This window comes from Gordonibacter sp. RACS_AR68, from assembly GCF_030418485.1.
GTDB lineage: Bacteria > Actinomycetota > Coriobacteriia > Coriobacteriales > Eggerthellaceae > Gordonibacter > Gordonibacter urolithinfaciens.
Window position 1 is genome coordinate 91,170 of sequence record NZ_JAIPUP010000002.1, and the last position, 22,809, is coordinate 113,978.

Genomic DNA, 22,809 nt, shown 5'->3' on the forward strand with positions numbered 1-22,809 from the left:
TTCCTTTCTCTCTACGGCACCGCATGCGCGGTGCCGGGGTGGAAGCGCCCTCGGGCCGCATAGGCGGGGAGGGCGCGACTCTTCTCTCATAAAGCCCGCTCCCGCGGTAGCGGGGCGGGTTCGCCGCGCGCAGCCTACTCGGCGGCAGGGGCGGCCGCAGCCTCGGGGGCAGCCTCGGCAGGGGCGGCCTCCACGGCAGCCGGGGCCTCGGCGGCAGGGGCGGCCTCGGCGTCGGCCGGAGCGATCTCGGCGGCCGTCACCGGCACGCCCACGCCGGCGATCACGGCGTCGGCCACGAAGTCGGCGAGCAGGCGCACGGAGCGGATGGCGTCGTCGTTGGCCGGGATGCCGAAATCGACGTCGTCCGGGTCGCAGTTCGTGTCGAGCGTGCCCACGACGGGAATGTCCAGGCGGCAGGCCTCATGGATGGCGATGGCCTCGCGGTTCGTGTCGATGACGAAGATGGCGTCGGGCACGCGCTTCATGTTGCGGATGCCGTTGAGGTTCGTCTGCAGCTTGCCGAGCTCCTTGCGCAGCAGGATCTGCTCCTTCTTCGGCAGCACCGCCATGCGGCCGTCGGCCTCCATGGCCTCCAGCTCCTCCATGCGGGTCACGCGGGAGCGGATGGTAACGAAGTTCGTGAGCATGCCGCCGAGCCAGCGGGCGTTCACGTAGGGCATGCCGCACTTGTTGGCAGCGTCGGCCACGGCCTCCTGGGCCTGCTTCTTCGTGCCCACGAACAGCACGGTGCCGCCCTTGCGGGCGATCTCGGACACGAACGTGTAGGCCGCGTCCAGGCCGTAGAGCGTCTGCTTGAGGTCGATGATGTAGATGTCGCCGCGGCTGCCGAAGATGTAGGGCTTCATCTTGGGGTTCCAACGGCGCGTCTGATGGCCGAAGTGGCTGCCCGCGTCGAGCAGCGTCTGAATGCTGACTTTCGTCATTGCTCTCTCCATTCGTTAGTCCTCTGCCCGAGGTCATCCCCTGCCTCCGCAGCCTTTTCCGGTTGGCCACTGGCGGAGCGGGTCGCACGAGCATGCGTAATTAGAAACTTCGAAAGTTTACCACAGCGCCTTCTGATTGCAACCCCCCGTTCACGGTGTTGCGAAAAAACTGCATGCCGGCCGGCCCCTCCTCCTCCGAGACAGCGGGGGCGAGCAGCTGGCGGGGCGCTCGGCCAGCCAGGTGACGCCTACGACACGCGGCCGTGCTCGACGGAGAACGTGCGGTCGGCGATGGCGGCGGCCGAGGCGCGATGGCTGACGATGAGCACGGTCTTGCCGTCGCGGTTCTCGGCGAGTGCGCGCAGCACGGCGGCCTCGTTCAGGCTGTCGAGGTTGCTCGTGGGCTCGTCGAGCAGCACGAGCGGGGCGTCGTGCAAAAAGACGCGGGCAAGCCCGATGCGCTGGCGCTCGCCGCCCGAGAGCGTGTCGCCAAGCTCCCCCACCGGCGTGTCGAGGCCCTGCGGCAGGCGCTCCACCAGATCTGCGAGCGATGCCTTGCGCACGGCGTCGGCAAGCTCGGCCTCGGCGGCATCGGGGCGCGCGAGCACGAGGTTGTCGCGGATGGTGCCCTCGAACAGGTGCGTGTCCTGCGTCATGAACCCTTCCACCTCGCGCAGGCTGGCGGTATTGACGCGACGCACGTCGCGGCCCGACACCTCCACGACGCCCTTCTCGGCATCCCAGAAGCGCATGAACAGCTTGAGCAGCGTGGACTTGCCCGCGCCGCTGCGGCCCGCCACGCGCACGATCTCGCCCGGCTCGATGCGCACGTCCACCTGCTCGAGCACGCGCGCGCCACCGTAGGAGAAGTCCACGCGCCGTGCGGCCGCGCCCTCGAAGCCGTCCAGGTCCACCCCGTCGGCCACCTCCTCGGTCTGCGGGCGCTCGTCCAGAAGGTCGAGCACGCGCGCGCCCGACGCCAGGGTCTGCTGCAAGGTGGAGCCCAGGTTCGCCACGGCGATGACCGGGCCGAACGACGACATGAGCGCCGTGGTGGCCAGCACGGCGGCACCCACGCCGATATCCCCCTGCATCGCAAGCGCGGCGGAAACGAGCAGCATCGCCACGTCGCAGACAATCACGACGGCGCCGACGAGCGCCATGAACAGCGCCGTGCGGCCTTTGAGGCGGCGCTCGACGCCGGCCAGGTTCGCCATGCGCGCCGAGAGCTCGTGCGCACGGTCGGCCGCCCGGCCGTACTGCAGCGTCTCGGCGAGGCCCCGCAGGCTGTCGAGCACGAACGCGTTCATGTCGCCGATGCGGTCGCGCACGGCACGCCCCGCACTTCCGCTGGCCCTGGAGGACACGAGCGGCACCGCCACGCCCACGAGCACGTACGAGGCGAGCGCAAGCGCGCCGAGCACCGGCGACTGGAAGCCGACGAACGCCGTCATGCCTACCGACACGATGAGCGCGATGAGCGCCGGGGAGAGGGTGTGGGCGTAGAACACCTCCAACAGCTCCACGTCGGAGGTGACGAGCGACACGAGGTCGCCCTTGTCGCGGCCCTCCAACTTGGCGGGCGCCAGGCGCCTCAGCGCCGCAAACACCCGGTCGCGCACGAGCGCGAGGATGCGGAAGGCCAGGTAGTGGTTGCACAGCTGCTCGCCGTAGCGCAGGGGGCCACGCACTACGCCGCATACGCCGAGCGCCACGATAGCGGCACCGGCGGCGACAGGCTGCGGCAGCCCCGCAAGGCCGAGCAGCGCGTAGGCGGCGAACACGGTGAGGAAGATGGCCGCCGCAAAGCCCATGACGCCCAGCACCACGGCAAGCGCCATGACCGGCAAAAGCGGCCGCGTGAGCTTCACGAGGCGCAGCATGACGGAGAGATGAGAGCGATGGGGAGCGGAGGCTGTGGCGTTTGCGGAGTCTGCGCAAGAGGATGACCCGGCGAGACCTCCCGGGACCGCCGACTCGTCGAAAGCGCTCCCGGAGTCAACGGCGGCGGAATGGCAGGGGGCGGAGTCGTGGGAGGCCATGGGGGCGGAGCCGCTCAATGGAGCTTCGGGTGCAGGGTTGCCGCAAGGGGTCGCGGCGGCGGCGACATTGGCAGGTTCCTTTGTTTCGCCGCGGGCGAAGGCTTCCAGTTCGGCTTGTTGTTCCCAGAGGCGGGCGTAGGCGCCTGAAGCTGCGACAAGGACATCATGTGGGCCCGATTCAGCCACGCGGCCATCCTCGAGCACGTAGATGCAATCGGCATTGCGCAGGGCCGCGAGGCGGTGCGAGATCATGATGACCGTCTTCGTGCGCGCCAGCTCGTGCACAAGCTCGATGATGGCGCTCTCGCTCTCGGCATCGATGTTCGAGGTGGCCTCGTCCAGCAGGTACACCGGGGCGTCGTGCAGCAGCGCTCGGGCCATGGCCAGGCGCTGGCGCTGGCCGCCCGAAAGGTTGCGGCCGGCCTCGGCCACGGGGGCATCCAAGCCCCCGGCCTCGCGCGCGAAGCCATCAAGGCGGCAGCGGATCAGCACGTGCCACAGCTCGTCGTCGGTCGCCGTGGGTTTCGCCAGCGCGAGATTCGAGCGCAGCGTTCCCTTGAACAGGTAGCTTTGGAACGATACGGCCGTGATCGTCTCGCGCAACGAGGCGCGCGAGACGTCGCGCAGGTCGATCCCGCCCACTTCAACCGTGCCACTATAGGAGGCATTCGCCCCGGTCAGAATGCCGGCAAGCGTGGACTTGCCCGATCCGCTCTCCCCCGCCACACCGATGAAGCTGCCGGCAGGAGCCTCGAAGTCGACATCTTGGAGCACCGTTCGCTCGCCGTCGAACGAGTAGCCCACGCCGCGGCACGAAATATCAGCGCCCGCCGTGTCCACCGAACGCGTGCCGTCGCGGTCCTCCGGTGTGTCCAAAATGGTGAACATCTTCTCGGCGGCAGCCATACCGTTCATGGCCGTATGGAAAAACGATCCCAGCGTACGCAGCGGCAGGAAGAACTCGGCCGACAAGAACACGATGGCGAACGCGGCGCCGAACGCCACGGCGCCTTCCGCATACTGCCCGAGCACCACGGCAATGCCTACCGCGGCGCCGCCGAACGCGAACAAGTCCATGATGGTGATGGAGTTGAGCTGCATGCGCAGAAGGCGCATGGTCTGGCGGCGGAAGCCCTCGGCCTGGCCGTTCATCTGCTCGTGCGCCTGCTCGTCGGCGCGGTATATCTTGAGCGTGGTCAAGCCTTGGATATTCTCGAGGAACATGCCGCCGAGATCGGTGTAGGAGCCCCAGTAGTTGCGCATGGTGCGTTTGGCGAATTTCTGCACCGCCATGATGGATGCGGGGATGAACGGCACGCACACGACGAGCGCTGCAGCCGACGGCAACGAGATCGGCGCCAGGCAGGCGAACAGCGTGAGCGGGGGCAGCACCGCGTAGAACAGCTGCGGCAGGTACGAGCCGAAGTAGCTTTCCAGCTGCTCGGTGCCCTCCACGCTGATCTGAACGGCCTCGCTCGTGGAGACACGCTCGCGATACGACGGCCCCAGGCGCACGAGCTTGTCGTACACCTCTTGGCGCACAGCGCGCTTCGCGGCCTCGCTCGCGGCAAGACCCATGCGCTGCGCGAGCGTCTGGCACGCCATGCGCACGACCACGGCCAGCGCGGCGAAAACAGCGAGGTTCGCCGCCGCCTGCACGGTGACCGCATCGGCGAGCAGCGTCTGCGAAAACGAGCCGATCATGAAGAACAGGACGATATTGGCGAGAAGAGCAATCCACTGGAACACGACGTCGGCAGCGATAAACTTCCGCGCCGACGGGACGAGGGCGAGCAGGCGTTTGTCAAACACGGCGGTTAGGCCCCTTCCCCATCGGCGCGCAGGCGCGCTGCAACCGGCGCGTGGCGCAGGGCCTCGCTTGCAGTTGCGGACTTGCGGACGGGCTCCGCAACGGCGCTGCCAGCGCCGGCAGCGCTCGCGACACCCGCAGCCTCGACGGCAGCAACCAGCACAGCACCCTCACCCGCACCTGCGCCGTTGCCATGAGCCGCACCTGCGCGCTCGGTCTTCACCACGAAGCCGAAGTACACCACGTGGGCCACCCAGATAACGGCGACCACCACGCGGCCGACCGGTATAGAGCCCATGAGCGCGAACGACAGGGAAAGCATGATCGTGGTGGGTATAAGCAGCGTGACCTTGGCCTTCACGGTCATCGATCGCTTGGCCACGTAGCCCTCAAGCACCGTGCGGTACAGTTTCGTGGAGCGAAACCAGGCGTTGAGGCGCTCGGAGCTGCGGGCAAAGCAGAAGGCGGCCACCAGCAAAAAGGGCGTCGTCGGCAAAACAGGCATCACAGCACCGAGGGCGCCGAGCCCAAATGCGGCGAACCCGGCCGCCGCCCAAGCGTAGTGCACGGCCCTCCGGCCGCTGCGTGCTCGCTGCTCCCCTTCGGCTTCCTGCATCTGGTTTTCCATCTCCTTGACTCCGTTCACAGTTTGCTATAGCTAACTTATTTCACTTGCATGATAGCGAAGTCGCGATAAAAAGTAAACCATGGGTAATTATTGAGTGAAAGCCGCGGCCCCCTTCCCAAACGCCCCCATTCGACACCACCCGTCGAGCGGTCGCAGCGGACGCATGGAAATACCGGGCAGGGACGCGGTTCCCGCGGTTTCCCCGTCAACGCTGCGCTACCATGGACGGGCGAGCCGCTTCCCGCCGACGCTCGCATCCGATGGGAAGGAGCGCAGCATGAACTTCAACAACGTGCGATTCGAGCGGTCGTTCGGCACGTCGGCGCAGCTTACGCCTTCGACGGCTCCCGAGGTCGCGTTCTCGGGGCGGTCCAACGTGGGCAAGTCGTCGTTGCTGAACAAGCTGTTCAACCGCAAGGGCCTGGCGAAGGTGTCGCAGACGCCCGGCAAGACGGCCACCATCAACTTCTTCGACGGCGACGGCGTGACGTTCGTGGACCTGCCGGGATACGGCTACGCCAAGGTGTCGAAGTCCGAGAAGGCGCGCTGGTCGGAGCTCATCGAGGGCTACTTCAACCAAGACCGCTCCTTCGCGCTCGTGGTGGCCCTCGTTGACATCCGTCACGAGGCGTCCGAGCTGGACGAGAACATGATCCACTTCCTGCGCGAGGCCGACCTCCCCTTCGTCGTGGCGCTCACGAAGGCCGACAAGCTGTCCCGCCAGCAGCAGATGAAGCAGAAGGCCGCCCTCAAGCGCCAGCTCGCGCTGGGCGACGACGCCTCTATGGTGGTAACGTCATCCGCGAAGGGCGACGGCATCGAGGAGCTGCGGAAGATCATCAGGGATGCGGTGGCGTAGGCGCGGCCATCGACCGGCGCGCGTTCGCTCGCGCCAATCGCAAACGCAAGGAGGGGCGGCCAACTGAACGGCCGCCCCTCCTTGCGTTTGTATTCAGATAGCGTTACGGACGGACGATCTTCATGCCCGCCTGCACGGGGCCGATGACGACGCCCACGCCGTAGGTGGCCGCGTGGATCATCTGGTTGTTGCCGATATAGATGCCGCAGTGGCCCGAATTGACGCACACGTCGCCCGGCTGGGGGTCGCTTACGGTGGGCCATCCCATGAACGTCGAGGTGCTGCCCATGCGCGAGTAGCTGCCCGACAGGCAGAACGACACGAAACCGGAGCAGTCGTACTCGTTCGGACCTGCGCCGTAGCTCGGGTCGCCGTATCCGTACGCCTTCCCGATCTGGCTGTACGCGCGTCCGACCACGGTATCGGCGATAGCCTCGTCATAGGAGGGTGCAGGCGACGGCGAGGGCGTGTAGCCCGAATTGTTGCCCGCGTTGCCCGCGTTGCCGCCCGTCGCCTGCTGGATCGAGGCGTCCACCACATCCTGGGCCTTGGCGGCCTCGGCGGCCTGCTGGGCGGCGCGCTCCTGCTCGAGCAGGGCGGCGGCCTCGGCGCTCAGGCTGTCGTAGGTGGCCTGCATGGAGGCTATGGTTCCCGCCGTCTCGTCTTTGCTGCGCTTCGCCTCGTCGGCCTTCTCCTTGGCGATGCGCTCCTGCTCGGCGAGCACGGCCTCCTGCTCCTGCACCTCGGCACGCAGGTCCTTCGTCTGCTGCACGAGGTCGGCGTCGTTCTGATTCAGGGTATTGAGCAGATCCCAGTTCGTGGCGAACGCCGCGAACGTGGTGGAGCCGAACAGCAGGTCGAGCAGGGTGCTGTTGCCGGTGCGGTACATGCTGCGGGCACGGGTCCCCAGGTGATCCTGCAAGTCGGCTATCTGGCCGGTGGCCTCGTCGATGCGCGCCTGCGCTTCGTTGCGGTTGGCCTCGGCTTCTTCCTGGGCTGCCACCGCCTCGTCGTAGGCGATGGCCGTCTGCTCCAGCTTCTCCTGCATCGCGTTCAGCGAGGCGAGGGCGGACTGGGCCTCGGCCTGTTTCTCGGCAGACGTCGGCTCGGCGAAGGCGAGCGAGGGGATCATGAGGGATGCGGCGAGCGATGCCGCGACGAATCCGGCCAGCGCGCCCTTGGCGCGCGCCTTCGTTGCACTGTGCTGCATGTGGGGCCTCCACCTGCTTCGTTAGCTCTGATACGTTGAGCAACAGTCTAACAGACCCTGCCCCTCCGTTCCCAAGGCACAACCGTATCGATACAGGAACATCACAGCGCAAGCGGGTACAGGATAGGTCGAGGCGCGCGCCTATGAACGAACAGGGCCCCTACCCGGCGAACCCCTCGTCAGCGATGCGCCCTTCCCCGTCGGCGGCTGCGGTGGCCAGCTCGTCGCAGCGCTCGTTCTCGGGATGGCCGGCGTGGCCCTTCACCCATACGAACTCCACCCGATGGGGCTTCTTGGCGGCCAGCAGGCGTTTCCACAGATCGTCGTTCTTCACGGGCTGCTTCTGCGAGTTCTTCCAACCCCGCTTGAGCCAGCCGTCCACCCAATGCTGGTTGAACGCGTTCACCACGTACTGCGAGTCGGAATACAACGTGACATCGCACGGGCGCTTCAGCGCCTCGAGACCTGCTATCACGGCCATGAGCTCCATGCGGTTGTTCGTGGTGTGCTCGAATCCCTGCGAGAGCTCCTTCTCGTGCACCTTGCCGGAGCTGTCCACGAAGCGCATCACCGCGCCGTACCCTCCCGGCCCCGGATTGCCCCGCGCCGAGCCGTCGGTGAAGATCTCTACCTGCATGAATGCCCTTTCGCGATGGAAGGCGCCGCATGAGCGGCGCCTTCGGGTTACTTGTATTGGGACGGGTGCTTCTCGAAGAAGTCGAAGCGGGGCGGCAGCTCGCGGATGCGGTGGCGGCCCTCGTCGATCTCGCCGGCGCTGCACAACTCGCCCATGTCCTCCAGGTCGTAGTTCCAGCTGAAGAAGTCGTCGAACTCGAAGCTCAGGTAGTCGCAGATCTTCTCGGTGCCCGCGGGCACGATGGGGTGCATGAGCAGCGTGGCCACGCGCAGCAGGTAGAACGAGTCCACGAGCACCTGGCGGCGCGCCTCGTCGTCTCCCTCCAGCTCGGCGGCCCTGATGCCGTCCGACCAGTGCTTGTTCGCGAACCGGATGAAGTCGTCCATCAGCGACATGACGGAGTGCAGCTCCACCTTCAGCATGAGCCGGTCGTAGGCCGCAAGCGTCTCGTTCGCGCGCGCGAGCGCGGCGTCCGTGGGGCGGCCGAGCGGCAGATAGCCCTCGAAGTTCTTCTGCGCCTCGTAGAAGCAGCTGCGGGCCAGGCGGTTGAACACGTTCGTGAGCAGCGCGCCCTCCTTGAGCACCGGGTCTGCCACGCGCGGGTCGGCAAGCTCCTCCTCGGTGGCCAGGAACGGCTTGGGCTTGAAGCCCACCGACTTCTGGTCGAGCCCGAGTGCCAGGAAGTGCGCGCGCAGCTGCTCCACCGTGTAGAAGTCCAGAAGCTCGTCGGCCGTGGGAGGCTTCACCGACCCCGACGACGACGCCTTCTTGTCGCCGAACAGGATGTGGTGGTTCGCCACAAGCCGCGTCTGGTGCAGCGGATGCTCGGCCACGCCCGGCATGATGAGGTCGCCCGGGCGGATGGCCTCGATGAGCGCAGGTTGGGCCACGCCGTAGAAGTACAGGTTGTCCTGGCCGATGAACTGGTAGACCTCGGCATCGTCCGAGCACCACCAATCGCGCCAGCTGCCGCGCGGCAGGCCCATCTGGTCGTTCACTGCCATGGTGAACGACATCGGCGCCCACAGGCTCTCGGGCCAGCACCACACGGTGAGCCCCTCAAGCCCGTCGATGACCGGGGCTTTCACGCCCCATTCGATGTTGCCCGTGATACGGAACGGCACGAGCGCCTTGCCGGTGCGGAAGCGGATGCCCGCCCGCCCCAGCACATCGCGCGCCGCGTCGCGGGCGTCGATGTCCTTGAACTCTATCTCGAAGCTCTGCTTGCCGCGCTCGGGCTCTCGCAGCTCGTGGGCGGGAAGCTCGGCGGCCACGGCCTCGTAGGCCTCGCGCGCGTCGTTCTTGATGTAGACGACCGGCGGCGCCAGGAACTCCTTTACAGCCTGGGGCACGATGGCGCGGATGTTCGGGTCGGCCTCCATCGCGGCCACCCGCTCGCGCAGGAAGTCGCCGAAGGCGGGCAGGTCGAAGTACCAGTTCTCCACCGGGCGCATCTCGGGGACGGTGCCGGTGAGGGACGACTTCGGCGCGATGAGGTCCTCGGGCGCGTAGCTGTGCCCCAGGTCGCACTCGTCGGCGTAGGCGTGCTCCGACTTGCAGCCCTGCACGGGGCAGCGGCCCGTCACCTGGCGGCCGTTCAGGAACGTGTGCGCCTCGGCGTCGTAGAACTGCAGCGTGGCACGCTTGTGCAAGTGCCCGTTCTCGTGCAGCTTCTCGATGAACTTCTCGCTGATGAGCTGGTGAACGTCGCCCGAGTGGCCCATGCCGGACCCCTCGTAGATGGACAGGCTGATGCCGTAGGCGTCGAGCGTGGCCTTCTGGGCGTCGTGGTTTCTCTGCACGTACTCCTCGATGGTGCCGTCGAACTCGCCGGCCTCCACCAGCTTCCGGTAGCCCTCGTTGATGGGCGAGCCGAAGCAGTCCGTGCCGCTGATGAAGCGCACGTTCTCGGGCCCTATGCGGTCGCGCAGGAAGCGCGCGAAGGCGTCGGCGGGCACGAACACGCCGGCGATATGCCCGAAGTGCAGCGGCTTGTTGCCATAGGGCATGCCCGCCGTGACCACGGCGCGCTTCGGCCACACGACGCGCTCCTCGGCGGGAGCGGCGCTCAAAGTTGGTGCGTTATCGGGCAAGGCTGCCATCGTTTTCCAGCTCCTTCAAGGCCTGGGCCAGGTCGTCGGCCGAAAGGCGGCTCTCCGACATCAGGTTCAGCAGTTCGGACAGGCTCGAGCTCGGATTGTCGAGCATCACGGTCTTGGCCGTGGACGAGCCGGCCAGCTCGGCTGCCTTGGCCACGGCGTCCTCGCGCGTGCCTATCTCGTCGGCCAAGCCGTTCTCCACGGCCTCCATACCGGTGAACGTGAGGCCGGTGGCCAGCGCGCGCACCTCCTCGACCGTCATGTCGCGGCCCTCGGCGACCGTCTGGATGAACGTCTCGTTGATTTGGTTCACCATGTTCTGGTAATAGGCGCGCTCCTCCTCGGTCAGCGGGCGCGTGCCGTAGCTGGAGTCCTTGGAGTCGGACGACGTGACGTTCTCGATGGAGATGCCCAGCTTGTCGAGCAGGCCCGACAAGTCCGTGACCTGCAGCGCCGTGCCGATGGCGCCGATGGCCGTGGTCTTGGCCGTGTAGATGTAGTCGGCCTGGCTCGAGATCTCGTAGGCGGCGCTCGCGTTCATGGACGCGCTCGAAACCACGACGGGCTTGCCGGAATCCTCGGAGAACTCGCGCACGTAGGCGGCCATCTCCTCGCCGGCCGTCGCCGTGCCACCGCCGGAGTTCACGCGCAGGACCACGGCCTTGATATGTTTGTTCTCCGCGGCCACGTCGAGCTGCGCCTTCAAGCCCTCGGGACTGCATGTCGTGCCATCGTACTGGATGGTGCCGTCGATGTCGATGACGCCCACCGCGTCCGAGGTCAGGTAGTCCACGTCCGACGTGGCCGCCGTGGACCCCAGCGCGCCCAGCGTGCCGAACGACGAGGACACGGCCGACGTGCACGACCACATTCCCAGCGCTATGACGCCGAACACGCACAGCACCGCCACGAGCGCTACGATCCAGCCGCGGCTCTTCTTCGGCGGCTCGGGCTGGTAGTACGGCGGGAAGCCTTGCGGCTGGGGAGCCGGGGCGCCCTGTGGGGCGGCGGGCTGCTGCCACACCTGCTGCTGCCAGTTGTTGTCCTGGGGCATAGTGGTCCTCCGTTGCTATATCTCGATGGCGTCGCCCTTGGTGTGCTGGGCCTTCTTGGCCGTGCGCAGCAGGAACTCCTGGTTGGTCTCGGTCTGCTTGAGCGACTTGATGAGCATGTCCATGGCGCGCTCGGTGCTGTTCGTGTTCGACAGGATGCGGCGCACGGCCCAGATGAGCGGCGCCTCCTGCGGGTCGAGCAGCAGCTCCTCCTTGCGGGTGCCCGAGGCGACAGGGTCGATGGCCGGGAAGATGCGACGGTCGGCCAGGTTGCGGTCGAGCTTGAGCTCCATGTTGCCCGTGCCCTTGAACTCCTCGAAGATGACCTCGTCCATCTTGGAGCCGGTGTCGATGAGCGCCGAGGCCAGGATGGTGAGGCTGCCGCCCCCCTCGATGTTGCGGGCGGCGCCCAGGAAGCGCTTGGGCGGATAGAGCGCCGTGGAATCCACGCCGCCGGAGAGGATGCGGCCCGATGCCGGCTGCGCCAGGTTGTAGGCGCGCGCGAGGCGCGTGAGCGAGTCCAGCAGAACGACGACGTCCTTGCCGCACTCCACGAGGCGCTTGGCGCGCTCGATGACCAGCTCGGACACGGCGATATGGTTCTCCGTGGGCATGTCGAACGTGGAGGACACGACCTCGCCCTTGATGGAGCGTTCCATGTCGGTGACTTCCTCGGGACGCTCGTCCACGAGCAGGCACATGAGGTGCACGTCGGGATTGTTCGCGGTGATGGCGGCCGCGATGTTCTTCAGCACCGTGGTCTTGCCGGCCTTCGGCGGGCTGACGATCAGGCCGCGCTGGCCCTTGCCGATGGGGCTCACGAGGTCGATGACGCGGGCCGTGACGGTGTTCTTGCCGTGCTCCATATGGAAGCACTCGTCGGGGTAGACCGGCGTGAGGTCGCCGAAGCGCACGCGGTTGCCGCACTCCTCGATGGGCGTTCCGTTGATGGCCGTGACCTTCTGGATGGCGGCGTACTTCTCGTTCTCGCGCGCCGGGCGCGTCTGGCCGGACACCATATCGCCCTTGCGCAGGCCGTTGCGGCGGATGGTGGAGAGGCCCACGTAGCAGTCCGTCTCGCTGGGCAGGTAGCCCTGCGTGCGCAAGAAGCCGTAGCCGTCGGCCAGGATATCCAAGATGCCGGACACTTCGATGAAGCCCTCGGCCTTCACGCTGGCTCCGAACACGGCCTCCACGAGCTCTGCCTTCTTGAGGCCGGTGGCGTCCACTCCCAGCTCGGCGGCCTTCTCGCGCAGCTCGGCCACCTTGAGCTTCGCCAGATCGTCGCGCGACACGCTGGGCTGCACCTCGCGCGGGCCGCGGTTGTTGTCGTGCGGGCGGCGCTGGCGGCGGTTGTTATTGTTGCCCTGCTTGCCCCCCGAGGCGTTTTGGCGCTGGTTGTTCTGCTTCGGACGGTTGCCCTGGTTCTGGCCTTGGCCGCCCTTGTTGCCGCTGGAGTTCTGACCCGGGCGCTTGGCGGTGCCGGAACCCTGCTGGGACGTGGCCTGGCCGCCGGCCTTCACGGACTTGCGCGGCGTCTTGGCCGCGCGCGGTGCGGGGGCTGCGGCCTCGGCCTGCGGCTCCGCAGCCTTGGCGGCCGGCGCCTTCGCGGCGGCGGCTCCGGCGTTCACGCTCGTGGAACGGCGGCGCGTGGGCTTGGCTGCCGGGGCGGGCGCCTCGGGCGCCACGGTTGCTGATTCGTTCTCGCTCATGCGTTCTGCACTTTCTCCCAGTCCTTGAGGAACGCCTCGAGGCCTCGGTCGGTCAGCGGATGCTGCACGCACTTCTTGAGCGCGGCGAAGGGCACGGTGGCGATGTCGGCGCCCATGAGGGCCGCCTGCGCCACGTGGTTCGCACTGCGCACGGACGCGGCGATGATCTCCACATCGTGGCCGAAGTCGTAGTTGTTCACGGCGGCCACCACGTCCTCGAGCTGCGCGAGGCCGTTCTCGGAGATGTCGTCGAAGCGGCCCACGAACGGGCTGATGTAGCGAGCGCCGGCGCGGGCGGCCATGATGGCCTGCGGCACGGTGAAGCACAGCGTCATGTTCACCGGGATGCCCTCGGCGGCCAGCTGCTTCGTGGCGGCCAGGCCCTCGATCATCGTGGGCAGCTTCACCACCACGTTGTCGGCGAGCGCAGCGAGCTCGCGACCGTCGCGGATCATCTCGTCGCGCGTCATGGCCACGCTCTCGGCGGACACGGGGCCGTCCACGATCTCGCAGATGCGCTTGATGTGGTTGTGGAAATCGGCGAGCTTGCCGCCCGTGCGCGCGTAGAGCGTCGGGTTCGTGGTCACGCCCGCGAGCACGCCCCAGCTGGCCGCCTCCTCGATCTCCGCGAGATCGGCGGTGTCCAGAAAGAATTTCACCTAGTCCTCCTTATGCTTATGGGTATATCTGCTTGGAAACGCGCGCAAGCGCACGCGTGCATGCCTGAAGTGGAATATTGGATGTTAGATGGCTTTCCAACGGTGGGATATTCAGAACTTCGATCATGTTAGCGCATGATCCGCGATCGTTCAAGCACATCAGGCCGCATATCGTGGAATTGCGATGGAGGTTGGGGCACGCTTCGTCATCAAGCAAGGCGGTGCGGGAAAGCCCCTCGGCGCGAGGCGGGCCTAGCCCATCGTGCGGAAGAAGCAGCTCCTCTCCCCCGTGTGGCAGGCGGAACCCGCCGGACGCACGAGCGCAAGCAGCGTGTCGGCGTCGCAGTCATAGCGCAGCTCCACAAGCTTCTGGGTGTTTCCGCTGGTAGCTCCCTTGTGCCACAGCTCACGCCTGCTGCGGCTCCAGAACACCGTCTCGCCGCACTCCATCGTGAGCGCGAGCGACTCCTCGTTCATCCACGCCATCATGAGTACCTCGCGCGTGTCCGCGTCCTGCACGATGCAGGGGATCAGCCCGTCGGTGTTGTAAGTCAGTTCGGGGACGTCCATGATTCTTTCTCCTCGCTCGCAAATTGTGCAACAGCTGTTGCACAATCGCCTTCTCACATCCGCTTCTCGATATCCTCCGTCGACGGCAGCAACTCGGCGAACCCCTCCGGCAGCACCTCGGCAAGTCGATACTCGCTCACGCCCATCGGCTTGCCGATGTCGCGCAGCGCGTACTCGGCCACCACGTTGTCCTTCGTCTTGCATAGTAACAGCCCAATGCTGTGGTTGTCATGCTCGGTGCGCAGCAGGTCGTCCACCGCCGAGAGATAGAAGTTCAGCTTGCCGGCGAACTCGGGCTTGAATGCGGCGTTCTTCAATTCCACGACCACGTAGCTGCGTAATCGGATGTTGTAAAAGAGCAGGTCGACGTAAAAGTCCTGTTCACCCACCGAGAGGTGGTACTGCCTCCCCACGAACGCAAACCCCGTGCCAAGCTCGAGCAAGAGCCGGGTGATGTTCTCCATCATGCGGTCTTCCACCTCATGCTCGACCGCCCCCTGCCTCGCCGTGATGAAGTCGAAGATATAAGGGTCTTTGAGCGCCTGCTGGGCAAGCTCGCTTTCAGGAGCTGGAAGCGTCCGCTCGAAATTGCTTACTTTTCCAGCCAGCGCCTGGCGTTCGTACAGCTTGGTCTCTATTTCATGCAGGAGCGCCGCACGACTCCACCCGTTCTCGATGGTGGCCTGCACGTACCACTCGCGCCCAGCCCCTGGCTCCGTCTTATCGAGAAGGTGGGTTATATGGCCCCAAGGAATTCTGCAACAGCTGTTGCAGAATTCAGAATCCACCTCCGAGGCAAACTTCTGCATGTACCACATGCTGCGAGCCGAAAAGCCCTTGATCTTCGGAAATGCGAGGCGGATGTCCTTTGCGAGCGATTCGATGAACACCTTCCCGTAACGCGAATTGTCGTTTAGAACCGAACCCACGCGCCAATACAGCCGGATCACCTCCGCGTTGGCGCTTTGGACGGCGCGGTTCTGCGCCTCGGCTATCTCGCTCTTGATCCGACCGAGAGCGTTCAAGTAGTCATCGTTGTTGGCGAGCATGGCGCAGCCTCCTCTTTCCCCTGATTCGAGTATTCAGCAGGCTGTCCCGAGAGCCACAGCCAGAACGCCGGGCTTGGGTTAGGCGGCTTGCCAACCAAAAAGCAGTATAGCAAACACTTGTTCTTATTTCAAGTGGAATGCGCTACAATCTCACCGGGATTCCCTGGGCGCGCATGTGCTCTTTCACCTGGCGCACGGTGAGCTCGCCGAAGTGGAAGACGCTCGCGGCCAGCACGGCGTCGGCCTCGCCCTCGATGACGCCCTGGGCGAAGTGCTCGAGCTTCCCCACCCCGCCCGAGGCGATGACCGGGATGTCCACGGCGCGCGCCACGGCGCGGGTGAGCGCGCAGTCGAAGCCGTCGCGGCTGCCGTCGCGGTCCATGCTGGTGAGCAGGATCTCCCCCGCCCCGCGCCGCGCCGCCTCCTGCGCCCACTCCACAGCGTCGATGCCCGTAGCCTTGCGCCCTCCGTGCACGTAGACCTCCCACTTGTCTCCCGCGCCCGCGACGTGCTTCGCGTCGATGGCGCAGAGGATGGCCTGCGAGCCGAACGCCGCGGCGGCGCTCGTGATGAGCGACGGATCCGCCACCGCGGCCGAGTTCACCGACACCTTGTCGGCGCCGGCCGCGATCATCGCGCGGATGTCGGCCACGCTGCGGAAGCCGCCGCCCACGCAGTACGGCAGGTGGAGCTGCTCGCTCGCGCGGCTGGCGAGGTCGACGGTGGTGGCGCGGTCGTCGCTCGTGGCCGTGATGTCGAGGAAGATCACCTCGTCGGCGCGCTCCTCGTCGTAGCGCTGCGCGAGCTCGATGGGGTCGCCCGCGTCGCGCAGGTTCACGAAGTTGACGCCCTTCACCACGCGCCCGTCCTTCACGTCCATGCAGGGGATCACGCGCTTCGCTAGCATCGCGCACCTCCCATCCCGCACGGGTCGGACGCGATGGCGGCGGCCTCGGCGCGGCGCGTGGCCTCGGCGCAGGCGCGCACGCCGTCGGCCACCGACAGCGCGCCCTCGTACACGGCGCGCCCTGCGATGACCCCCTCGATGCTGCCGGCCACCTCGCCCAGGCGCACGAGGTCGTCCACGCCGGCCACGCCGCCCGACGCGATCACCGGATGGCCGAACGCCTCGGCCATCGCCGCGTACGCCGCCGCCTCGACGCCGGTTTGCATGCCGTCGCGCGCGATATCGGTGTACACGAGATGCCTAAAGCCGAGCGCCGCCACGTCGCGCGCCAGCTCCTCGGCCGCCACGCCCGCGCCTTCGCGCCAGCCGGCCACGGCCACCTCGCCGCCCTTCGCGTCGATGCCCGCGCACAAGAGCCTCCCGTACTGCGCGATGGCGGCCTCGGCGAAGGCGGGATCGGCCACGAGCGACGTGCCCAGCACCACGCGCGACACGCCCGCGTCGGCCAGGCGCGCGATGGTGCCGAGCGAGCGCACGCCCCCGCCCACCTCCACCTTGAGCAGGGTCTTCTTCATGATGCGCTCGATGATGGCGATATTCTCGGGGGTCCCCGACCGCGCGCCGTCGAGGTCCACCACGTGCAGCCACGTCGCGCCCTGCTCCTCGAACAGCTGCGCCTGGGCGGCGGGGTCGTCGTGGTACACGGTCACGCGGTCGTAATCGCCCTTGGCGAGGCGGACGGCCTTGCCGCCCAGGATGTCGATGGCCGGAAGCAGGTACACGGCGTTCACGCCCCTTTCACGATGGACACGAAATTGCGCAGCAGACGCGCGCCGGCGTCCGAGCTCTTCTCGGGATGGAACTGCACGCCGAACGCGACGTCACCGTACTGGACGGCGCTCGGGAACGTCACGCTGTGCGTCGTCTCCCCGACGACGAACGGGCCCGACGGCGCCACGAAGCCGTGCGTGAAGTAGAAGTAGGTGCCCGACGGTATGCCGTCGAACAGGGGGCAGGTTTCGGAACCGTCCGCAGACGGGCGGGGCAACGCCCAGTCGCTCGGCAGTCCTGACTCGCACGAACGGTCCACTGGACCGTTCGGCTCGTGCGGAACTCGCTTGGCGGGCGCCGCCCCGTCCGTCTGCTGCGTGCATCGCAAGTGCACCGTGTTCCAACCCACATGGGGTACCTTGTAGAAGAGGCCTTGCTCGTCCTGCTTGGGCATCTTCGCCACAACGCCGGGCAGCACGGCGAGGCCGCGGGCGTTGTGGGTGGAGGCCTCGTCATCCTCCTGCGGGGCGCCTTCGACGCCCTCCTCGAACATGAGGTGCATCCCCAAGCAGATGCCGAGGAACGGCACGCCGGCGGCGATGCGCTCGCGCACTACGCCGACCTGCCCGAGCTCCTCCATCGTGGCGGCCGCGTCGGCGAACGCGCCCACGCCCGGCAGCACGACGGCGTCGGCGCGGACGATGGCCGCGGGGTCGGACGCGATGAACGCGTCGCCGCCCGCCGCGTCGATGCCGCGCTCGACGCTCTTCAGGTTGCCCTTGCGGTAGTCGACGACCGCGATGCGCGGGGCCGTCACAGCGCGCCCTTCGTGGAAGGCAGCGCGTCGCCGATGCGCGGGTCGCGCTCGACAGCCTGGCGCAACGCGCGCGCGGCGGCCTTGAACGACGCCTCCACCAGATGGTGCGCGTTCTCGCCCGCCAGGCTGCGCACGTGCAGCGTGAGACCCGCGTTCGCCGCGAAGGCGATGAAGAACTCCTTGGCGAGCGACGCGTCGAACGTACCCAGCATGACAGGGGGCACGTCCACGGCCCAGTGCAGCTGGCCGCGACCGGAGAGGTCCACGGCCGCCAGCACGAGCGCCTCGTCCATCGGCAGCGCGAGCGAGCCGAACCGCGCGATCCCGCGCTTGTCGCCGAGCGCGCGGTCGACGGCCTGGCCCAGCACGATGCCCGTGTCCTCAACCGTGTGGTGCGCGTCCACCTCGATGTCGCCCTTCGCGCGCACGGCCAGGTCTATCAGGCTGTGCCGCCCGAACGCCGTGAGCATGTGGTCGAAGAACGGAACGCCCGTCTCGACGTCGACGGCGCCCGTGCCGTCGAGGTTCACGACGATGCGGATGTCCGTCTCGTTCGTCGTGCGCTCGACGGTGGCGGTTCGTTGGTTCATGTTCGTCTCTTTCTCTAAGCTCGCTGGTCCAGCCGTCAGGCCGAAGGAACCCTCAAGTCGCACTTCCCCATCACGGCATCGCGCAGGGCGCGCAAAAACGCGTCGTTCTCCCCGGGCGAGCCGATGCTCACGCGCAGGCAGTCCTCGAGGCCCGGCGCACGCGAGAAATCGCGTACGAGCACGCCGCGGCCGTAGAGCATCTCCCAAACAGTGCCGGCGTTCTCCAGGCGGAACAGCACGTAGTTCGCGTCCGACGGGTACGGCTTCACGCCGGGTATGCGCTTGAGTCCGTCGACGACGCGGGCGCGCTCCTCGATGATGGCGCGGATGCCCGGCTCGAACTTCGCACGGTTCGCGTACACGACGCGCGCGATGGCCTGCGACACGGCGTCCACCGAATACGGCTGGCGCACCTTCACGAACTCGCGGATGACCTCGGCATCGCCCAGAAGGTAGCCCATGCGCACGCCGGCCAGGGAGAACGCCTTCGAGAACGTGCGCAGGATCACGAGGTTCTTGTGCTGTGCCAGGTAGGGGCGCATCGTCTGGCGCGAGAACTCGAAGTACGCCTCGTCCACCATGACGAGCGCGTCGGTGGCGTCGAGCAGCCGGCAGACGAACGTTTCGCTTGCCAGCTCGCCCGTGGGGTTGTTCGGGCTCGTGACCACGAGATAATCGATGCCGCCCTCGGCGACGCGCGCGAGCACGGCCTCCTCGTCGATGGAGAAGTCGGCGCGCCGCGGCACGTTCGCCACCGTCGTGTTCGTGAGGCGCGCGTTGGCGTCGTACACCGAGAACGTGGGCGGCAGGTTGAGGAACGTGCGCCCCGGACCTCCCCACGCGAGCGCCAGGTTGAACAGCAGCTCGTCGCCGCCGTTGCCCACGAGCACCTGGTCGCGGTCGAGCCCGTTCGCCTCGGCGATCATGTCGCGCAGGTCGTTGGCCAACGGGTCCGGATAGCGGTTCAGGGCCACGCGCTTCACCTCGCGCATGATCTCGTGGCGCACCTCCTGCTCCACGTCATGCGGGTTCTCGTTCGCCGAGAGGACGGCCTCGGCGGGCAGGTACTTCGGATCGTAGGGCTCGAGCCCTGCGAGCTGCGGGGCCGAGCAGCACACGCTACGCATCGGCGCCCCCGCTTCCCACGGCGCCGGCACCCGAGGCCGCGCCCATGGGGCCGCCCTCCTCGCCGAACACGTTGCCCGTGCGCAGCAGGTTCTGGCGCATCTCCACGCTCATGGCGTGGGCCCACAGGCCCTCGTGGCGCGCGATGGTGGTGACGGCGTCGGCGTCGCGGGCGAGCGCGGCCGGCGAGTACTGGATGACGCTCGACTTCTTCACGAACTCGTCCACCGAGAGCGGAGAGGCATAGCGGGCCGTGCCGCCGGTGGGCAGCGTGTGGTTCGGCCCGGCCACGTAGTCGCCCACGGCCTCGGGCGTCCACGCGCCCAGGAAGATGGCGCCCGCGTTGCGGATGGCGCCCAGAAGGTCGAAGGCGTGGTCGAGATGCAGCTCCAGGTGCTCCGGCGCGATGACGTTCACGGCCGCGAGCGCCTGCGGGATGTCGCGGCACACCACGACGAGCCCCTGGTCGGCCAGCGACGCCGCGGTGATCTCGGCACGCGTGGACGATTCCAGGTGGCGCTCCACGGCGCGCTCCACCTCGTCGGCGTAGGCCTCGTCGAACGTCACCAGGTAGCATGCGGCCAACGGGTCGTGCTCGGCCTGGGCCATGAGGTCGATGGCCACGAGCGCCGGGTCGGCCGTGGCGTCGGCCACCACGCACACCTCGGACGGGCCCGCGATCATGTCTATCCCGACGTCGCCCGACACCACCTTCTTCGCGGCCGCCACGTAGGCGTTGCCGGGGCCGGTGATCTTCGCCACCGGCTCGATGGACTCCGTGCCGTAGGCGAGCGCGGCCACGGCCTGCGCGCCGCCCACCGCGTATATCTCGGTGACACCCGCTAGGCGGCAGGCGTAGAGGATGGCCGGGTCGAGCTTGCCCGACTTCGCGGGCGGCGTCACGCACACGATGCGCGGCACGCCGGCCACGGCGGCGGGCAGGGCGTTCATGAGCACGGTGGAGGGGTAGAGCGCGCGTCCGCCCGGCACGTAGATGCCCACGGATTCCAGCGGCTCCACCTTCGAGCCCACGAGCGCGCCGTCCTCGCGCACGGTGAACCAGCTCTGCTGGCGCTGGCGCTCGTGGAAGTCGCGGATCTGGCTTGCGGCCTGGCGCAGCGCGCGTGCTGTGTCGTCGTCCACGTAGGCTGCGGCCTCGTCGACGGCCAGCTGCGGCACGCGGAAATCCTCCAAGCGCACGCCGTCGAAGCGCTCCGTGTAGTCGCGCAGGGCGGCGTCGCCCCGCTCGCGCACGTCCTCGATGATGGCGGTGGCCGCCGTGAGCGCGGCGGCGTTGAACGCGCCGGTGCGCTTGAGGTGCTTGTTCGAGAAAACCTCGCCGGGTTCGAGTATCACACGACGCATGGGGCTGCTCCTTATCCTTGCTTCGTCGGCGCCTGCGGCGCAGGGTCGTCCTGCGCCTGCGGGGCGGCCTGGACGGCCTGCGCGAGCGCCTGGGTCAATTGTACGATACGCTCATCGGTGCGGAACGCGCATGCGTTCGCGAAGAACCGAGCGGTCGATGACAGCACCTCTTCAACCACCACGAGGTCGTTCTCGGCGAGCGTGGTACCGGTGGCCGTTATGTCCACGATGCGCTCGGCCATGCCGGTGAGCGGCGCCAGTTCGATGTTGCCGTGCAGCTTCACGATCTCCACCTCCCTGCCCTGGCGGGCGAAGTGGGCGGCCGTGATGCCGGGGTACTTCGTGGCCACGCGGATGGAACCGAGCTCACGGTAGCGCTCGTCGGCCGCTCCCGCCGCGGCGGCCGGCTCGGCCACCACGAAGCGGCATGCGCCGAATGCCAGGTCCACCAACTCCACGACGTCCGAATCGGCTTCCAGGAGCGAGTCCTTGCCGCAGATGCCGCAGTCCGCCGCACCCAGCGCCACGAACGTGGGCGCGTCGGTGGGCCGCACGATGACGTACTCCACGCCCGGGTTCTTGATGATGAGCTGGCGGCCGGGGTTCGCAAGCCCCGTGACGTCGAGCCCCGCCGCGGCGAGCGCCGCGATGGTGTCGCCGTTGAGCGAGCCCTTGGGCACCGCGATGCGCAACGGGCAGGGGTTGGGAGCCGCAGAAACGCTGGGCGCGTTCTCGCAGCCCGCCGGAACCGCGGCGGCGGCGGCCATGGCTTGTTCCAAGAAGAACGCGAAGCCGGCGGCGGGGCGGCTCTCGCCGTAGGCGGCTATCATGTTGTCGTAGCGGCCGCCGCTGCCGAGCGGGGTGCCGAGCCCCGGGGCGTACGCCTCGAACACGAGGCCCGTGTAGTAGTCGAACGAGCTCATGACCGAGAAGTCCACGAGGATGCGCTCGCCCAGGCCCGCCTCCTCCAGCAGGTCGTACGTGCGGGCGAACGCGTCGAGGCCGTCCTCGCAGCCGAGCGGCGCCACGAGCGCGCGCACCTCGTCGATGGCAGCGCGCCCGCCGCGGATGCGCGGCAGCGCGCGGATGGCGGCCGCGAACACGGGCGGCACCGAAGCGCGCGCACCCGGTTCCGCATCCGGAACGGGACCGGCGCCCGCAGGCGCCGTCAGGCGGTCGAGCTCCACGAAGTTCGACGCATGGTAGGCGTCGAGCACCTGCTCCTTCCACCATGCGGGCGCCCCGCTCGCCTCGAGCAGCGCCCGCAGCACGCCCACCGTGGCCAGCGCCAGCGTGTAGCCGCGCGCGCCCGCCACGTCGAGCGCCTCGGCGAGCAGTCCCACGACCTCGGCGTCGGCCTCGGGGCCCTCCTCCCCGATGCACTCGATGCCCATCTGCGTGAGCTCGCGCGCCTTCGCCTGCATCTCCGCCTCGGCCTCGCGGAACACGCGCTGCAGGTAGCGGAACCTGAACGGTCCCGGCTGGCCCGCCAGGCGCGTTGCCGTCATGCGCGCAACCTGCAAGGTGACGTCGGGGCGCATGGCCAAAAGGTCGCCGCGCGCGTCGAAGAAGCGAAACGGGGACCCGGCCAGACGGCCACCCGCCCGCATGACGTCCATGACCTCGAGCGTGGGCGTCTCGATGGGCAGGTACCCGCGCGCCGCGAAACGCTCCTGCACGGCGCGCGTGATGCGCTCGCGCTGCTGCGCCTCGTCCGTGAGCACGTCGCGGAATCCTGCCGGTGTCACATAATTCATAGGTTCGCGCTTCTTTCCCTCGCGGTTCTCCAATACGACGCAGCCAGGATGCCGGGCTCCACCTCTTCGGCTTCGCCGGCCGAGCGCCGGGCGGGCTCGGGGGCGAGAAGCGGTTCCGCATCCGTCGCTGCGGCCTTCATCGCGGCGATTCGACCCGATGATACCACCGACCCATGCGCCTGCGGCAGCAAGCGGGCCGTTCTGCA

The 22,809-nt window shown here is 67.7% G+C and carries 19 protein-coding genes; 1 reads left to right on the forward strand and 18 read right to left on the reverse strand.

Annotated elements, in window-relative coordinates; translation table 11 throughout:
- Nucleotides 1–134: 134 nt before the first annotated feature.
- The 3 genes from rpsB to K9U15_RS05170 form a co-directional block, all read right to left on the reverse strand.
- Nucleotides 135–944 carry a 30S ribosomal protein S2 gene (gene rpsB / locus K9U15_RS05160; RefSeq protein WP_301155705.1) on the reverse strand — a complete coding sequence of 270 codons (810 nt, stop codon included), beginning with the start codon at nt 942–944 and terminating at the stop codon, nt 135–137.
- A gap of 248 nt (nt 945–1,192) precedes the next feature.
- Nucleotides 1,193–4,798, reverse strand: a complete 3,606-nt coding sequence (gene cydC / locus K9U15_RS05165; RefSeq protein WP_301155706.1) for a thiol reductant ABC exporter subunit CydC — start codon at nt 4,796–4,798, stop codon at nt 1,193–1,195.
- 5 nt (nt 4,799–4,803) lie between these two features.
- On the reverse strand, nt 4,804–5,424 hold the full coding sequence (locus K9U15_RS05170) for a YbaN family protein (protein WP_224767839.1): 621 nt from the start codon (nt 5,422–5,424) through the stop codon (nt 4,804–4,806).
- A gap of 277 nt (nt 5,425–5,701) precedes the next feature.
- On the opposite strand from K9U15_RS05170, the gene yihA reads away from it, so the two are divergent.
- The gene (gene yihA, locus K9U15_RS05175) at nt 5,702–6,283 is read left to right on the forward strand and encodes a ribosome biogenesis GTP-binding protein YihA/YsxC (protein WP_301155707.1); all 582 of its coding nucleotides are present in this window, start codon (nt 5,702–5,704) and stop codon (nt 6,281–6,283) included.
- Between the two features lie 103 nt (nt 6,284–6,386).
- On the opposite strand, the gene K9U15_RS05180 is transcribed toward yihA, so the two are convergent.
- The 15 genes from K9U15_RS05180 to hisZ form a co-directional block, all read right to left on the reverse strand.
- Nucleotides 6,387–7,493 (reverse strand): NlpC/P60 family protein, encoded by a 1,107-nt coding sequence (locus K9U15_RS05180; protein WP_301155708.1) that lies wholly within the window; start codon nt 7,491–7,493, stop codon nt 6,387–6,389.
- A gap of 160 nt (nt 7,494–7,653) precedes the next feature.
- Nucleotides 7,654–8,130, reverse strand: coding sequence for a ribonuclease HI (gene rnhA, locus K9U15_RS05185; RefSeq protein ID WP_087191026.1), 477 nt, complete (start codon nt 8,128–8,130; stop codon nt 7,654–7,656).
- A 47-nt stretch (nt 8,131–8,177) separates the two neighbouring features.
- The gene (locus K9U15_RS05190) at nt 8,178–10,232 is read right to left on the reverse strand and encodes a methionine--tRNA ligase (RefSeq protein WP_224767840.1); all 2,055 of its coding nucleotides are present in this window, start codon (nt 10,230–10,232) and stop codon (nt 8,178–8,180) included.
- Entirely contained in the window at nt 10,213–11,283 is a 1,071-nt protein-coding gene (sppA, locus tag K9U15_RS05195) for a signal peptide peptidase SppA (RefSeq protein WP_227115506.1), read from the reverse strand. The genes K9U15_RS05190 and sppA overlap by 20 nt, the downstream gene beginning before the upstream one ends.
- 15 nt (nt 11,284–11,298) lie before the next feature.
- Nucleotides 11,299–12,993, reverse strand: a complete 1,695-nt coding sequence (gene rho, locus K9U15_RS05200) for a transcription termination factor Rho (protein ID WP_096228141.1) — start codon at nt 12,991–12,993, stop codon at nt 11,299–11,301.
- Complete coding sequence (gene fsa / locus K9U15_RS05205) at nt 12,990–13,652, reverse strand: fructose-6-phosphate aldolase (protein ID WP_087191030.1); 663 nt, start codon at nt 13,650–13,652, stop codon at nt 12,990–12,992. The genes rho and fsa overlap by 4 nt, the downstream gene beginning before the upstream one ends.
- A gap of 252 nt (nt 13,653–13,904) precedes the next feature.
- Nucleotides 13,905–14,222: a phosphoribosyl-AMP cyclohydrolase gene (gene hisI, locus K9U15_RS05210; RefSeq protein ID WP_301155709.1), complete on the reverse strand. Its 318-nt coding sequence runs from the start codon at nt 14,220–14,222 to the stop codon at nt 13,905–13,907.
- A 53-nt stretch (nt 14,223–14,275) separates the two neighbouring features.
- Nucleotides 14,276–15,271, reverse strand: a complete 996-nt coding sequence (locus tag K9U15_RS05215) for a YhcG family protein (protein ID WP_301155710.1) — start codon at nt 15,269–15,271, stop codon at nt 14,276–14,278.
- A gap of 142 nt (nt 15,272–15,413) precedes the next feature.
- Entirely contained in the window at nt 15,414–16,178 is a 765-nt protein-coding gene (gene hisF, locus K9U15_RS05220; RefSeq protein ID WP_087191033.1) for an imidazole glycerol phosphate synthase subunit HisF, read from the reverse strand.
- A complete protein-coding gene (hisA, locus tag K9U15_RS05225; RefSeq protein WP_301155711.1) occupies nt 16,172–16,960 on the reverse strand; it encodes a 1-(5-phosphoribosyl)-5-[(5-phosphoribosylamino)methylideneamino]imidazole-4-carboxamide isomerase in 789 nt (262 codons plus the stop codon). Before hisA ends, hisF begins: the two co-directional genes overlap by 7 nt.
- A 5-nt stretch (nt 16,961–16,965) precedes the next feature.
- Nucleotides 16,966–17,766: an imidazole glycerol phosphate synthase subunit HisH gene (locus tag K9U15_RS05230; protein ID WP_301155712.1), complete on the reverse strand. Its 801-nt coding sequence runs from the start codon at nt 17,764–17,766 to the stop codon at nt 16,966–16,968.
- Nucleotides 17,763–18,356: an imidazoleglycerol-phosphate dehydratase HisB gene (hisB, locus tag K9U15_RS05235; protein WP_301155713.1), complete on the reverse strand. Its 594-nt coding sequence runs from the start codon at nt 18,354–18,356 to the stop codon at nt 17,763–17,765. Before hisB ends, K9U15_RS05230 begins: the two co-directional genes overlap by 4 nt.
- Before the next feature lie 35 nt (nt 18,357–18,391).
- A complete protein-coding gene (hisC, locus tag K9U15_RS05240) occupies nt 18,392–19,483 on the reverse strand; it encodes a histidinol-phosphate transaminase (protein WP_087191061.1) in 1,092 nt (363 codons plus the stop codon).
- Nucleotides 19,476–20,846: a histidinol dehydrogenase gene (hisD, locus tag K9U15_RS05245; protein WP_096228136.1), complete on the reverse strand. Its 1,371-nt coding sequence runs from the start codon at nt 20,844–20,846 to the stop codon at nt 19,476–19,478. The genes hisC and hisD overlap by 8 nt, the downstream gene beginning before the upstream one ends.
- Nucleotides 20,847–20,857: 11 nt before the next feature.
- Nucleotides 20,858–22,603 carry an ATP phosphoribosyltransferase regulatory subunit gene (gene hisZ / locus K9U15_RS05250; protein WP_301155714.1) on the reverse strand — a complete coding sequence of 582 codons (1,746 nt, stop codon included), beginning with the start codon at nt 22,601–22,603 and terminating at the stop codon, nt 20,858–20,860.
- Nucleotides 22,604–22,809 lie beyond the last annotated feature (206 nt).